The organism is Acidobacteriota bacterium (assembly GCA_026393675.1).
Classification (GTDB): Bacteria; Acidobacteriota; Vicinamibacteria; order Vicinamibacterales; family JAKQTR01; genus JBAXOX01.
In genome coordinates, this window is the sequence record JAPKZQ010000023.1 from 1 (window position 1) to 14,125 (window position 14,125).

Annotated in this window: 15 protein-coding genes; 13 read left to right on the top strand and 2 right to left on the bottom strand. The window is 64.8% G+C overall.

The window, feature by feature from the left end; all coding sequences use genetic code 11:
* Positions 1–316 precede the first annotated feature (316 nt).
* The 6 genes from NT151_07240 to NT151_07265 all read left to right on the top strand — a co-directional run bounded on the left by NT151_07240 (position 317) and on the right by NT151_07265 (position 5,635).
* Positions 317–1,255, top strand: coding sequence for an ABC transporter ATP-binding protein (locus NT151_07240; protein ID MCX6538708.1), 939 nt, complete (start codon positions 317–319; stop codon positions 1,253–1,255).
* 3 nt (positions 1,256–1,258) lie between these two features.
* Positions 1,259–2,098 carry a hypothetical protein gene (locus tag NT151_07245; protein MCX6538709.1) on the top strand — a complete coding sequence of 280 codons (840 nt, stop codon included), beginning with the start codon at positions 1,259–1,261 and terminating at the stop codon, positions 2,096–2,098.
* Complete coding sequence (locus NT151_07250; protein MCX6538710.1) at positions 2,095–3,015, top strand: ABC transporter ATP-binding protein; 921 nt, start codon at positions 2,095–2,097, stop codon at positions 3,013–3,015. The genes NT151_07245 and NT151_07250 overlap by 4 nt, the downstream gene beginning before the upstream one ends.
* On the top strand, positions 3,012–3,911 hold the full coding sequence (locus tag NT151_07255) for an ABC transporter permease subunit (protein MCX6538711.1): 900 nt from the start codon (positions 3,012–3,014) through the stop codon (positions 3,909–3,911). Before NT151_07250 ends, NT151_07255 begins: the two co-directional genes overlap by 4 nt.
* Positions 3,912–3,995: 84 nt before the next feature.
* Positions 3,996–5,057 (top strand): hypothetical protein, encoded by a 1,062-nt coding sequence (locus tag NT151_07260; protein MCX6538712.1) that lies wholly within the window; start codon positions 3,996–3,998, stop codon positions 5,055–5,057.
* A gap of 176 nt (positions 5,058–5,233) precedes the next feature.
* A complete protein-coding gene (locus NT151_07265; protein ID MCX6538713.1) occupies positions 5,234–5,635 on the top strand; it encodes a gamma-glutamylcyclotransferase in 402 nt (133 codons plus the stop codon).
* Here NT151_07265 and NT151_07270 read toward each other — a convergent pair.
* Complete coding sequence (locus NT151_07270; GenBank protein ID MCX6538714.1) at positions 5,622–6,002, bottom strand: PilZ domain-containing protein; 381 nt, start codon at positions 6,000–6,002, stop codon at positions 5,622–5,624. The genes NT151_07265 and NT151_07270 overlap by 14 nt on opposite strands.
* Before the next feature lie 144 nt (positions 6,003–6,146).
* On the opposite strand from NT151_07270, the gene NT151_07275 reads away from it, so the two are divergent.
* The 6 genes from NT151_07275 to NT151_07300 all read left to right on the top strand — a co-directional run bounded on the left by NT151_07275 (position 6,147) and on the right by NT151_07300 (position 12,382).
* Complete coding sequence (locus NT151_07275; GenBank protein ID MCX6538715.1) at positions 6,147–7,271, top strand: 3-isopropylmalate dehydrogenase; 1,125 nt, start codon at positions 6,147–6,149, stop codon at positions 7,269–7,271.
* 17 nt (positions 7,272–7,288) lie between these two features.
* Positions 7,289–8,473, top strand: a complete 1,185-nt coding sequence (locus tag NT151_07280) for an acetyl-CoA C-acetyltransferase (GenBank protein MCX6538716.1) — start codon at positions 7,289–7,291, stop codon at positions 8,471–8,473.
* Between the two features lie 63 nt (positions 8,474–8,536).
* Positions 8,537–9,388, top strand: coding sequence for a 3-hydroxybutyryl-CoA dehydrogenase (locus NT151_07285; GenBank protein ID MCX6538717.1), 852 nt, complete (start codon positions 8,537–8,539; stop codon positions 9,386–9,388).
* 12 nt (positions 9,389–9,400) lie between these two features.
* A complete protein-coding gene (gene folE, locus NT151_07290) occupies positions 9,401–9,952 on the top strand; it encodes a GTP cyclohydrolase I FolE (GenBank protein ID MCX6538718.1) in 552 nt (183 codons plus the stop codon).
* A complete protein-coding gene (locus tag NT151_07295; GenBank protein ID MCX6538719.1) occupies positions 9,949–10,632 on the top strand; it encodes a hypothetical protein in 684 nt (227 codons plus the stop codon). The genes folE and NT151_07295 overlap by 4 nt, the downstream gene beginning before the upstream one ends.
* Positions 10,633–10,708: 76 nt before the next feature.
* Positions 10,709–12,382 (top strand): hypothetical protein, encoded by a 1,674-nt coding sequence (locus NT151_07300; GenBank protein ID MCX6538720.1) that lies wholly within the window; start codon positions 10,709–10,711, stop codon positions 12,380–12,382.
* A 1-nt stretch (position 12,383) separates the two neighbouring features.
* Here the strand turns inward: NT151_07300 and NT151_07305 are convergent, their stop codons facing one another.
* Positions 12,384–13,010, bottom strand: coding sequence for an LON peptidase substrate-binding domain-containing protein (locus NT151_07305; protein ID MCX6538721.1), 627 nt, complete (start codon positions 13,008–13,010; stop codon positions 12,384–12,386).
* Between the two features lie 86 nt (positions 13,011–13,096).
* Here NT151_07305 and NT151_07310 point away from each other — a divergent pair, with 86 nt between their 5' ends.
* Positions 13,097–13,882: a glycerophosphodiester phosphodiesterase gene (locus tag NT151_07310; protein ID MCX6538722.1), complete on the top strand. Its 786-nt coding sequence runs from the start codon at positions 13,097–13,099 to the stop codon at positions 13,880–13,882.
* Positions 13,883–14,125: the final 243 nt, after the last annotated feature.

Sequence of the window (14,125 nt, forward strand, 5' to 3'; positions counted from 1 at the left end):
AAGGCATACTCGGTGAACGTCGAGGGAAGCCGTATGCGGGAAATCCGCACGTACGGTTTGACGAGGGGTTGCTGGTCCGTGCGTGATTCCACGGCGGACTGGGGCCTACTCCACCCGGCTTGTGTGAGCGGGGACGCGAAGCGAATCGCCACGTCACCGGCGTCGAACGGCCCGCCTCCGGCCGGAAACGTGTTTTGCCGGCTCGCGTGAGCGGGGACGCGGAGGAACCGTCGTCCCGCAGGCCCGGGGCGACGTGCACGCAGCAAGAAGTGGGAATGCATTCGAACCGTGGACCGCTGGCCCTCGTATCTATCTGATGAATATGACCGATCCACCTGCCGGCCCCGTCGTCCAAATCGAGCATCTGTCCGTGGTCTACGGCAAACAGCCGGCGCTGCGCGATGTCACGGCCGTGTTTCCGGCCGGCGCCGTCGGCCTGCTCGGGCCCAATGGCGCCGGCAAGTCCACGTTGCTCAAGGCGCTGCTCGGCTTCATCAAGCCCACCGACGGCCGCATGAGTGTGCTCGGTTTCGACGTCGCGGTCTCGCCGTCCGAGGTTCGCGCCAGGCTCGGGTACATGCCCGAGATTGACGCCCACATCCCAGGGATGAACGCGGTGTCGTTTGTGGCCTACTGCGGTCAGCTGGCGGGACTGCCTCATGTCGATGCGATGCAGCGTGCCCACGAAGTGCTCTACTACGTCGGTCTCGGCGAGGCGCGCTACCGGAACGTCGAGACCTACTCGATGGGGATGAAGCAGCGCATCAAGCTGGCCCAGGCGCTGGTGCACGACCCCGATCTCCTGTTTCTCGACGAGCCGACCAACGGCATGGATCCGAAAGGGCGCGAGGAGATGCTCGAGCTTATCAGGGACCTCGCGCACAACAAGGGCGTCAACCTGATTCTCTCGTCGCACCTGCTGCCAGACGTCGAGTACACCTGCGATCACGTCGTCGTGCTGCACCAGGCCCGCATCGCGACGCAGGGCCCGATTGACGAACTCAAGGGACCACGCGGCAGCGCCTTCGAACTGCGGGTCAAGGGCGATCGCGTCGCGTTTGCCCGGGTGCTCGATGCCGCGGGGATGGTGAGCAAGGCGGCCGAGGAAGACATCATGCGTGTGTTCGTGCCCGACGAGAAGGGGGCGCTGGCGCTGTTCCAGCTCGCGGCCCGGGAAGGCGTGCAGGTGCGTCACCTGCGGCCGAGCGTCCCGACGCTCGAAGACGTGTTTGCCCAGGCGGTGGGCGAGGAGTAGACCGTGCCCATCCACGATCAGAGTTACCGCCGGTACACAGGCCAGCGCTCGCCGAAGGGACGGGCGTGGACGGTGATCGCGTCGGCGGGTGTCAAGAACATGCTGGGGAAGAAGGCGTTTCTCTGGCTGCTGATCCTCGCGTGGCTGCCGTTTGTCGTGCGCTCGGTCATGCTCTATCTCTCGGCGAACTTCCCGCAGATGTCGATCATCTCGCCCTCGCCTGAGATGTTTCGCCGGTTCCTCGAGCAGCAGGGCGTGTTCGTGTTCTTCATCACGATCTTCACGGGTGCCGGACTGATCGCCAACGACTTACGCGCCAACGCGCTGCAGATCTACCTGTCCAAGCCGCTCGACCGCATCGAGTACATCGCCGGCAAGTTCGCGGTGCTGGCCTTCTTCCTGCTGCTGGTGACCTGGCTGCCGGCGATGATGCTCGTCCTTGTCCAGATCGTCTTCGCGGGCAACTTCACGTTTATCTCATCGAATCCCTTTGTGCTGCCGGCGATTTTCGTCTACACGGGCATCGAGACGACGGTGCTCGGGCTGGTCATGCTGGCGTTGTCGTCATTGTCAAAGAGCGCGCGATTCGTCGGCATCATGTATGCCGGCATCATCTTTTTCACGCAGGCCCTCTACGGCGTCGTCTTCGTCGTCACCCGGAACAGCGCCTTCTCATGGATGGCGTTGTCGTCGAACCTGATGCAGATCGGCGACCTGGTCTTCCGGCTGCCCGGCCGCTTTCAGGCTGGGGGGCTGGTGACGACGATCGCGCTGGTCGCCACGGTGGCGCTGGCCGCCTTTGTGCTCGAACGGCGCGTGCGCGGCGTGGAGGTGGTGACATGACGCCGCTGGTGGTGGCCGATCACATCTCGAAGTGGTACGGCCAGGTCATTGGCCTCAATGACGTCAGCGTGTCGATCCCGACCGGCATCACCGGGCTGCTCGGGCCGAACGGCGCCGGCAAGTCGACGCTGATGAAGCTGCTGACGGGCCAGCTCAAACCGAGCAAGGGCTCAATCACGGTGCTCGGTGAGGCCGTCTGGGGGAATCCGAGGCTGTTTTTCCGCGTCGGCTTCTGTCCTGAGCAGGACGCGTTCTACGACCGGATGACGGGCCTCGAGTGGGTGTGCGGACTGGTTCGGCTCAATGGCTACACCGAATCGGAAGCCAATGCGGCCGCGCGCACGGCGCTCGAGCGGGTGGATCTGGTTGACGCGGCCAACAAGAAGATCGGCGGCTACAGCAAGGGCATGCGCCAGCGCGTCAAGCTCGCCCAGGCCATCGTCCACGATCCGGAACTGCTGATTCTGGACGAGCCGCTGTCAGGCATGGACCCGATCGCCAGGCGCCGGACTATTCGCCTCGTCAAGGACTGGGCCAGGGCCGGCAAGAGCATCATCGTGTCGAGTCACATCCTGTACGAGATCGAAGCGATGACGTCGAACATCCTGCTCATCAACAATGGCCGCATCCTGGCCGAGGGTGATGTGCACAGCATCCGCGACCTCATCGACGAACATCCGCACACGGTGCATGTCCGCGCGGACCACCCGCGCGACCTTGCCCGCGAGTTCCTCACTCGAGACGATGTGTTGAGCCTCAAGCTCGAGCAGGAGGCGATCATCATCGAAACGTCGAAGCCCGACAGCTTCTATCGGTACCTGACGGAACTGGCGGCGTCGGGCCAGGCGGGCACGATTACCGAGGTCACCTCGCCCGACGATAACCTGCAAGCGGTCTTCAAGTTCCTGGTCAAATGAGCACCACGACACCCGACACGAACGTGACGCTTCCCACGGCCGGTCCCGCGATGCCCGGCCCCGCGATCCGGCAGGCTCCGCCATTCGCGACGGCGGCGCTCCGCGTGTTCGACCTGTCACTCAGCCAGATGCTCTGGTCGAGGCGGACGATCTTTCTGGGCCTCGTCGTCGGATCGCCGGTGGCGCTCGGCCTCATGCTCCGCATCCTCGATGCGTTCGGCTTTACCGGAGGGATTCGGATGGGTGGCGCCCCAGTGCCTGGGGCGGCGGTGTTCGGCAGCATGATCTGGCTTCTGTATCTCCGGTTCCTCGTACCCGTACTTGGCGTGTTCTATGGAACCTCGCTCATCGCCGACGAGGTCGACGACAAGACGATCACCTACCTGTTTGTCCGCCCGATCAGCCGGCGCGCCGTGTTGGTCGGCAAGTATCTGGCCTACGTCGTGACCACCGTGTTTGTGGTCCTGCCGTCGGTCGTCGTCCTGTACCTGTGCGTGCAGCCGCTCGGCCATGGCTCGCTGGCCGAGGGGTTCACGAGTCTGCTGATCGACCTCGGCCTGCTCGGCGTTGGACTGGCCGCGTACGGGGCCTTGTTCGCCCTGATCGGGGCAGGCATCAAGCACCCCCTCGTCACCGGATTGGTCTTCGCCTTTGGCTGGGAGCAGCTCGCGCTGGTGCTGCCTGGCTACCTCAGGAAATTCACCATTGCCTATTACTTACAGGCGTTGGTGCCCCACGCGATGCCGGCCGATGGGCTGGGGAGCTCCTTGCAGTCGCTGTTCCGGGATATCCCGTCTCCTGCCGCGAGCCTCTCGGTCATTTTTGCGATGATTGTCATTTTTCTGGCGATCGCGGGGTGGATGGTCGAGAAGCGCGAGTACGTTCTCGAACAGTAAGAACCAGGTCGGTGATAACTCGCTGATTCTGAGGGAACTTCCGTCTTTGGCCGCCGTATAGTCAGAGTAAGAGGCGAGGCACATATGACCGGAAAAACACGTTACTTCCTGGTTGGTTCGGCACTGGTCTTCTTTGTTGGCCTGTCGATTGGTCTGGTGGCCTACTACGGCGGCATGCCGCAGGGGCTGTTTGCCTCGAATAGCGGACCGGCGGAACTCAAGTTCGTCCCCGAGGATGCAGCCGTCGTGGCGTACGCCAACGTCAAGCAGGTGATGAGTTCGGACCTGCGTCAGCGCCTGCGGCAGTTCGGCGGGCCGACCGACGAGGGCCGCAACGAATTCAAGACGGCGACAGGCATCGATATCGAGAACGACATCGAGTACGTGGTCGCGTTCATGGGCAAGCGGCAGGCTGATGCCGCGGCCAACAGCATCAACGGTCTCGTGCTGGCCCGCGGCCAGTTCGACCAGGGCCGGCTGGAGGCGTTCGCGCGAGAGAAGGGCGCGACGATCGAAGACTACAAGGGCAAGCGGCTCATCAAGCCCAGCGTGAACGATGATAAGTTGGGCAACAAGCACGAGCGCGACCTCGCGTTGGCGTTCCTGGACAAGGGGCTGGTGGCGATTGGTGGCGACGCCATGATTCGTCGCCTGATCGACGGGGCAGGCGCGTCGTCGAAGACGGCTCGCGACAACGCCGAGATGATGAAGCTCATCGCCGACCAGCGCGATGCCAGCATGTGGGCGGTCGGGCAGTTCGAGGCCATTTCGTCCCAGGCGAAGCTGCCGCAGGAAGTGACGGACCGGATCCCCCCGATCACGTGGTTTGCGGCGAGCGGTCACGTGAACGGCGGCGTGCAGGTGATGGTGAAGGCCGAGACGAAGACCGACGAGGCGGCCACCAACCTGCGCGATATCGTTCGCGGATTTGTCGCGCTGGCAAAGATGCAGGCTGGTAATCGGCCAGAGGCGCAGGCCCTGTGGCCAAACGTCGAGATGGGCGGCACTGGCAAGACCGTGTCGCTGTCGTTCGGCGTCAGCACGCAGCTCATCGACGCGATGACACCGAAGAAGCGCGACTCCGGCGGGACGCCGAAGCCGGCGGCCCCGAAGAAACCGGAAACGTCTGAGAAGCCCGCAAAGTAGGAACAACTCGACCGGGGCGCGCCCTCGCCGCGCGCCCCGTTATCTTGACTATCGGGCAGCACTCACCTACACTTCCTCGATACCCAAGGCCCTTTTTCTCGCCATGCACTCGCGGCAGCATGTCGCGATTCGACTGTGAAATGCGCGCGCGTTGCGGCTTGGAGGCATTTCTGCCAGTGAGTGAAAAGGTCTTCGTCTACGGAACCCTCATGGGCGGCTTCGACAGGCGCCGACGTGCCGGCATCGATACCCGCATGCGACTCATCGGCCGTGGCTCGATCGAGGCCGCGCTCTACGACCTGGGGATCTTTCCGGCCGCCATTCCCGCGCCTGACGGCCGCGTCTGGGGTGAGGTCTACGAGATCGAGGACGACCCGTCCGTGCTTGCCAAGCTCGACGAGATTGAAGGGTATCGTCCCTCCGAACCCGATGCCAGCCTCTATACGCGTTTGCAGGTTCTGGTGATGCTCGACGATGGACGTGTCGATGCGGCGTGGGTGTACTTCTACAACGCTCCGCTCGGCCGTGCGGAGCGCATCGCCTCTGGCGACTACCTCGAGTACCTCAAGGTGAAGTAGGCCCTTTGGGTGGATGAGCGGCACCGCGTGCCGCCCTCCGCTCTGAGACGCCATCAAGGTACGACTTGATGGCGGACGCAGCATGCGGCGGCACGTCCACGAACTCGATCCCCGCTCGATAGCGCACCAGTTCGCCGCCCAGTTCCGCGATGCTGCAGTGGGCCACCCGGCCTTTCACGACAATCGAATGGTCATCCAGCTCAAGCCGGAGGTCGTGGATGGAATTGAGGACCAGCGGGAATGCCGTGTCCAGCATGGCGCCACGTTGGCTGAACTCCCTGATCTCCACCGGCGCCACCACGCTGACTTCGCCCGGTAAGCCACCGGGCACCTCCACGCGCGCCACCGAACGTTTGTCATGTGTCATCGGGCCGAACTATAACACGGGGTGAATATGGGGCGAACACCCGCGGGAGAAGGAGGGCGCCGGCGAGCGTTGGGGACCAGAAACCGGGGGCGAGCTGCTCCATTCTGATAAAATAGACGGCCTTGCGGGCACAAATTGGAGATCATGCACAGGCCGCGCCTCGCGGCCCGCTCCATCCTTCAGTCGGTCGTCTCTGCTGCTGAGGTCAGAACCATGCGCATTGCGGTCATTCCCGGCGACGGCATCGGCAAGGATGTCACCGCCGAAGCGGTCAAAGTGCTTCACACCGTCGCGGACGTGTTCGGTCGCCGTCTCGATCTCGAGATGCTGCCCTACGGTGCCGACTATTTCCTCGAGACCGGCATCAGCATGCCGCCGAACGGCTACAAGATGCTGCGCGATGAGTTCAACGCGGTGTACATCGGCGCGCTCGGCGATCCGCGCGTGCCCGACATGCGCCATGCGCGCGACATCCTGCTCGGCACCCGCTTCGAACTCGATCTCTACGTCAATCACCGGCCGGTCAAACTGCTTGATGCGCGCCTGTGTCCACTGAAGAATCGCGGCCCGGCGGACGTCAACTTCGTCGTGTTCCGCGAGAACACCGAGGGCATGTACGTGGGCATCGGCGGCCGTTTCAAGGCGGGCACCGAGGATGAGATCGCGATCCAGGAGGACATCAACACCTACAAGGGCGTGCATCGCATCATCAGGCATGCGTTCGAGCACGCGAAGGCGAAGGGTCTCACGAAGGTGTGCATGGCCGACAAGAGCAACGCGCTCACGATGGGGCACGCGCTGTGGCAGCGAGTGTTCTCAGAGGTGGCGCCGCAGTATCCAGGCATCGAGGCGACGCATCTCTACATCGATGCGCTGACGATGCAGATGGTCAAGAACCCGGGACAGTTCCAGGTGATTGTGACCAACAACATGTTCGGCGACATCATCACCGACCTGGGCGCGCAGTTGCAGGGCGGGCTCGGGATGGCGGCGTCGGGCAACCTGCACCCGGGCCGCACGTCGATGTTCGAACCGGTGCACGGGTCCGCGCCGAAGTACGCCGGGAAAAACGTCGCCAACCCGTTCGGGGCGATCCTGTCGGCGGCACTCATGCTCGAGTATCTTGGTCTCGCCGACGAAGCCCGGGCGGTCGAAGCCGCGGTCGAGCAGGCCGTCGTCACTGGCAATGGGCCGGCGGAGATTGGCGGCAAACTCGGAACCAGGGAGACCGGGGACTACGTCGTGAATGTAATCAGAAGCAAGAAGTGAGAAGCAAGAAGACCCTCATGAACCAAACACCCGTCTACGTCGTGAACGGCGCCCGCACCCCGATGGCCGAGTACGCAGGGGCGTTCAAGGACATCTCCGCGCTCGATCTCGGCGCCATCGCGTCGAAAGCCGCGCTTGCGCGCAGCGGCGTGGCGCCCGGCCAGGTCGAGCACGTCGTGTTTGGCAACGTGCTGCAGACCAGCGCCGACGCCCTGTATGGCGCGCGGCACGTGGGGCTCAAGGCCGGCCTGCCGATCGAGGTGCCCGCGCTGACCGTCAACCGGCTGTGCGGGTCGGGCATTCAGGCCGCGGTGTCGGCTGCCCAGCTCATCCAACTGGGCGAGGCCGACGTCGTGCTGGCTGGCGGCACCGAGAACATGACGCAGGCGCCGCACGTGATTCGCGGACTGCGAAGTGGGCTGCGGCTTGGCCAGGGCAAGCTCGAAGACGCGCTCTGGGAATCGCTGACCGACACGTACTGCGGCTGCAGCATGGCGATCACGGCCGAGAACCTCGCCACCAAGTACGGCATCGCGCGCGAGGAGCAGGATCGTTTCGCCCTGCGGAGCCAGCAACTGGCGGCGAAGGCGTGGGAGTCGGGACGGCTCGCCGAGGAGGTGGTGCCGGTCGAACTCAAGTCGCGGAAGGGCCCGCAGCAGTTCTCGCGCGACGATCACGTGCGCCCCGACACCACGCTCGAATCGCTGGCCGGGCTGCCGCCCGCCTTCCGGAAGGACGGCTGCGTCACCGCCGGCAACGCCAGCGGCATCGTCGATGGCGCGGCGGCGGTCGTGCTGGCGTCCCAGCAGGCCGTTCAGAGACACGGCCTCAAGCCGATTGGGCGCCTGATTGGATGGTCGGTCGTCGGCGTCGAGCCGAAGGAGATGGGGATTGGCCCGGTTCCGGCCACTCGCGCGGTCCTGGCCAGGACGGGATTGACGCTCGCCGAGATCGATCTCATCGAGGTCAACGAGGCGTTTGCCGCGCAGTACCTGGCGGTCGAGAAGGAACTGGGACTGGATCGCGAGCGCGTCAACGTCAATGGCGGCGCCATCGCACTCGGGCATCCGCTCGGAGCGAGCGGGACGAGGCTCCTGCTCACGGTGCTGCTCGAACTGCGCAGGCGCGGCCTGTCGCGCGGTCTGGCGACCGCCTGCATCGGCGGGGGACAGGGCATCGCGGCCATCGTCGAGACCGTGTGAACTAGACGTGCGGCGCTGGCACGCGCGAGCCGCGTGCGATAGGGTAGAGAGGTGGAGGACATCATGGAGATTCGTACGGTTGGCGTGCTCGGGTGCGGCTTGATGGGCAGCGGCATCGCGCAGGTGTCGGCGCAGGCCGGCTACAAGACCATCGTGCGCGAGGTCGAGCAGTCGCTGCTCGATCGCGGCTTCGGGCGTATCCGCAAGTTCCTGGATGGCGGCATCGAGAAGGGCAAAGTCACCCCGGAGTTCCGCGATGCCACGCTCGCGCAACTGAGCGGTACCACGCGGATCGAGGACCTGGCGTCGTGCGATATCGTGATCGAAGCCATCATCGAGAACTTCGACGAGAAGAAGAAGACGTATGCCGCGGTCGAGGCCGTGGTCGCACCGCATACGCTCATCGCCTCGAACACCTCCTCGCTCTGCATCACGGAATTGGCGGCGGCGACCACCCGTCCCGACAAGTTCGTCGGCCTGCACTTCTTCAACCCGGTACCGTTGATGAAACTGGTCGAGGTGGTGAAAGCCCTGTCGACCACCGACGAGAGCTTTAAGCAGGCGTACGCCTTCGCGCAGTCACTTGGCAAGGAGCCCGTGACCGCGCCCGATCGCCCCGGCTTCATCGTCAATCGGCTGCTCGTCCCGTACCTGCTCGACGCGATTCGCGCGTACGAGCACGGACTTGGCACCATCGAGGATATCGACAAGGGCATGGCGCTTGGCTGCGGCTATCCGATGGGACCCTTCACGCTGCTCGATTTCGTGGGACTGGACACCACGTATTACATCGCCAACATCATGTTCGAGGAGTTCAAGGAGCCGGCCTATGCCGCGCCGCCGCTCCTCAAGCGCATGGTGCTCGCGGGCCGATGCGGTCGCAAGACAGGCCGCGGGTTCTACAACTACTCGTAGCGGGCGGGTGCGATGGAAACGCTGATCCGGCAGTTGCTCGAACAGCTTGGAGAGGACCCTGGCAGGGAAGGTCTGTTGGATACGCCGAGGCGTGTCGCCAAGGCGCTGTCGTTCCTGACGAGCGGGTACAGCCAGGACATCGACAAGGTTCTCAACAACGCGCTCTTCACCGTCGACTACAGCGAGATGGTGATCGTCAAGGACATCGATTTCTTCAGCCTGTGCGAACACCACCTGCTGCCGTTCTTCGGCAAGTGCCACGTGGCCTACATCCCGCGCACGCGGGTCATCGGCCTGAGCAAGATCCCCCGCCTCGTCGACGTGTTCTCGCACCGGTTGCAGGTGCAGGAACGGTTGACCAACCAGATTGCCGAGACCATCCGCGAGAAGATCGATCCGCTCGGTGTCGCCGTCGTCATGGAGGCGACACATCTGTGCATGGCCATGCGCGGTGTCGAGAAGCAACGGTCGTCCTGTGTGACCAGCGCCATGCTGGGCGCGTTCAGGGAACGCGACCGCACGCGGATGGAATTCCTCGACCTGATTCGCCAGAAGAGCACGTGATGCGTACGGTGGCGTTGGCGCTCCTCGCGTGTGCGCTGCTGGCCGGTCCTGTGGGGGCGCAGACCGCCAGGAAGAAGCCGGCGCCGGCGCCGGCCGCGACGCCGAAGATCGAGGCGGCCGAGGTGACGTGCGCATCGCCGCTCGGCACTGGTGTCAAGACGCTGCGCACGTTCTGCGATGTGCCCATCGGCCGGACCTCTGGTGACGGCATCCTGATCACCTTGCCCCCGCACAAGGGTAAGGCGGTGCTCACCTTCGACCTGCACAACCGCCAGACCTATTCGGAGGAACAGGTGAAGGCCCGCCGGTCCTACGCGAGGCTGACCGCGACAGTGGGCGTGATGACGCTTGATAACACGCTGGTGACGCGAGCCGTTGTGCAGAACGAGTTCCGGACCGACGCCGATCTGTTCGACCGCATCGGGGGCGGAGCCGGTCCGGGCGGGCTGAAAGCGGTGGCGCCGATCGGCGCGGAGCCGGTTCGCGTGGAGCTGCCGGAGAACATCAACGACGTGTGTGTGCTCGGGGAGAAGCTGGGCGTGCGCCGCCTCGACGCCGACGAGATCTTCACCGGTCCCGGCCGTCCTATCGCGCTCATCAGCAACGTGATGGTGGAGTACACGCCCCAGCCTGCGAAGAAGGCACCGGCGAAGAAGCCGGCGCCCATCAAGAAGAAATAGCGTCTCGCTACTTGGCCATGACCCGGGAGAATCCGCAGCTTTGCTGAAGCCGCTACCTGTACGTCGATACGCATGGTTGCCGGGCGTACTGACCGTTGCCACCGGTGTCGCGTTGGCGATGGCGCTCGTCGCGGCGCTCACCGGTCGCGCCGGCATCAGGGTGGGATCCTGGACGCTGCCGGTGCGCGAGGTCTGGCGTCCGCTCATCGTCGCCGCCTTGTTGTGCACTGGCCGGCTCATCGTCGCAGCGCGCGACGCGCTCGACACCGGTCGACGTGGCGCGGCGGGACGGATGGCCGAGGCCGTCGCCGTCATCGTCTTCTCGTGCGGAATCGCGGCGGCCGTGCTGCTGTGGGCGCACTACCAGGTGCGTGACTGCGGGGGCGCCGATAGCTACGGGTACGTGAGCGCGGCGCACGCGATGCTCTCCGGAGAGTTGATTGCGCCGCAACCCATTGTGAAGTGGCTGCCGTTTACTGATGCGATGACCGCCGCGACGCCATTCGGCTGGACGCCGCGACCATCCGGCGACGCGATCGTGCCGTTCTACCCGCTCGGCTTCCCGCTGGCCATGGCGGGAGCGATGATGCTGGCCGGGCCAGGCGCTGCGTTCTATGTGCCGCTGCTGGCCGGCATCGGGATTCTCGTCGTCACGTATTGGCTCACGCGGCAACTTGCCGGGCCGCTCATCGCCGCCGCCACGACCGTGGTGGTCGCGTTCAATCCCGTGCTGATGAACATGGTGATCCAGCCGATGAGCGACGTGCCGGCCGCGTTCTGGTACCTGGCCGCGGTGGCCGGCGTGCTGGCCACGCCCGCCCGGCCTATGCTGTCTGGGCTCGCGTTTGGAATGGCAGTCTGGACTCGGCCACTCACACTTGTGGCCGCGCCGGCCCTGCTCGTCGTGTTGCCTCGGGACAAGCGCACTTGGGTCCGGTGGCTCTTGGGAGTGGCGCCCGTGGGTGGCGCGATCGCGATTGTGCAGTGGTGGCTGTATGGCAGCCCGTTCAGGACGGGCTACGGCAGCGCAGCCGGGCTCTTTACCACCACCAACCTGTTGGCCAACGCCGTGGCCTACGCGAAGTGGCTCCTGATCATCCATTCTCCGCTGTTTCTCGTCGCGCTCGCCGTTGGCGCCTGGCGTGCGCCGCGTCGGCTGGTGACCGTCGCTGCGGCTGGACTCCTGCTGGGTGTGGCGCCTTACCTGTTCAAACTGGCGTACTTCGACGATTGGGATCTGGTTCGCTATGTGCTGCCGGCGCTGATTCCGTGCGTCATCATGGCGTCGGTCGGTGTGGCCTCCGCGTTCGAGCGGGCCATGCCGCGTCTGGTTTTTATCCTTGTACTCCTGCTGGCCACGGCGGGCGCATCAGCCGCGTCGTTCTGGTTCGTGGCCAACCAGGCCACATTCGGCCTCCGCCTCCAGGAATCACGGTACCCGGCCGTTGCCGCGTGGGTCGCCGAACATACGCCGCCTCGGGCCGTGATCCTGGCCGAGGGCCACGCGGGGAGCCTCCGCTTCTACGCGCATCGGACGACGCTGCGCATCGATCAGGTGCCGGCGGGCATGCTGGCGGCGACGGTGAGGAATCTCACGGGCGGGGGCATGGAGTGCTACGCGGCGGTCGATGGTGCCGAGGAGACGCAGGCCTTTCAGCAGCGACTCATCCGGGAACAAGGTCATGTCATCGCTGAGCCGGTCGGCCGGATTCGCGAGACGACGATCCTCAGGCTACGGCAGAAATCCTGATTCAGTGGAGCAGGCCACGCCCCGGCGGCGCTGATTGGGCCATGGCCTTCATCTCGAGCAGCTCGGCGAGCGCGTCGGACCGGCTCGACACGGTGTCGCACTCGAGGAGCGCCTGACGCTCGATCGGTTCGAGGTCCACGTATTGCGCGAGCGCGTTGATCACCTCTTCGTCCGACAGACTGGACGGGAAGGGATGGTCGGGGGCTTCGGTCGACACCGTCAGCAGCCGTTCGAGCTTATGGCGCTGCCGCCGAAGTGCCTCGCGATCGACCGTCGTCATCGTGTCCACCAGGTAGTCGACCCGGGCCAGCCGATACGAGCGCTCGACTTCCTCATCCACGATGCGAAAGCGCTCGATGCCGCGGAGCACGATGTTGTACCGGCCATCGTCCATCTGTTCGACATGGCTGATGAGGCCGGCACAGCCAATCGAGAAGACCGACGGGGACTCGGTCGGTTCGCGGTCCCATCCTGGCTTGAGCAGCACCATGCCAATCAACCGGTCACCTGCCAACACGTCGGCGACCATCTCGCGATACCGCGTTTCGAAGATGTGGAGCGGCAGGAACACGCCGGGGAACAGCACGGCGTTTGGGAGCGGGAAGATCGGAAGCACGGCAGAAAGCATGATGGTGGTCCCGGAGCGACCTCCAATCCTAGCCCGGATTATTCGCGAAGGCCAATAATCCGCCGACGTCGTGAGAAGATAGGTTGATGCGGCCGATCATTTTTGCACACCGGGGCGGCGCGGCGCTGGCGCCTGAGAACACGATGCCCGCGTTCGACAACGGACTGGCATGCGGGGCCGATGGTATCGAGTGTGACGTCCACCTGTCGCGCGACGGTGTTCCGATGATCATGCACGATCCCACCGTTGACCGCACGACCAACGGAACCGGCGCGGTGGTCGATCTGACCGCCGCCGAACTGGCGGCCCTCGATGCCGGCTATCGATTCGCGCGCGACGGGGCCTTTCCTTTCAGGGGTCAGGGCCTCAGCGTGCCGACGCTGCGCGACGTCGTCGACCGGTATCCGCGCGTGCCGCTGCTGGTGGAACTGAAGTCGGCCAATCCCCGGCTGGCGTCGCTGGTGGTCGACCAGATCCGCGCCGTCGACGGCATCGGCCGGATGACCGTTGGGTCGTTTCACCAGGGGGCCCTCGACGCGGTGCGGGCGTGCGAACCGCGCATCAGGACGGGGGCCGATACCGACGAGATCAAGAGCGAACTCACCGCCGCGGCGTTTGGCAGCGGCGCCAGGAAGCCTCCGTTCCAGTCCTTTCAGGTTCCGGAATTGTACGCGGGCATGCGCGTGGTGACGCGCGAGTTCATCACCCGCGCCCACGACGTCGGCGTGAGCGTGATCGTGTGGACCGTGGACCGCGAGGAGGACATCCTCCGCCTGCTCGAGTGGGGCGTCGATGGCCTGATCACCGACCGGCCCGATGTCGCGGTTCCGGTGGTGCGACAGTGGGAAGAACGAGGAAGTCGTCGTCAGTAGACGGTAGACAGTAGTCGGTAAACGGTAGGCAAGACGGTAGGAACCCGTAGGGGCGGGCCCCCTGCGCCCGCCCTGACACCGCAGGGGCGCGATTCATCGCGCCCCTGGAGTTTCTACATTTGCGTCGGTATGTGATATATAGTGTTGACATACCGACTCTGTTGTGGCATCCTGCGGGTACGATCACCGCAGGAGCTGCCTATGCCCGACGACTCGCTCAAAGACCTGATTCTTGGCACGGTG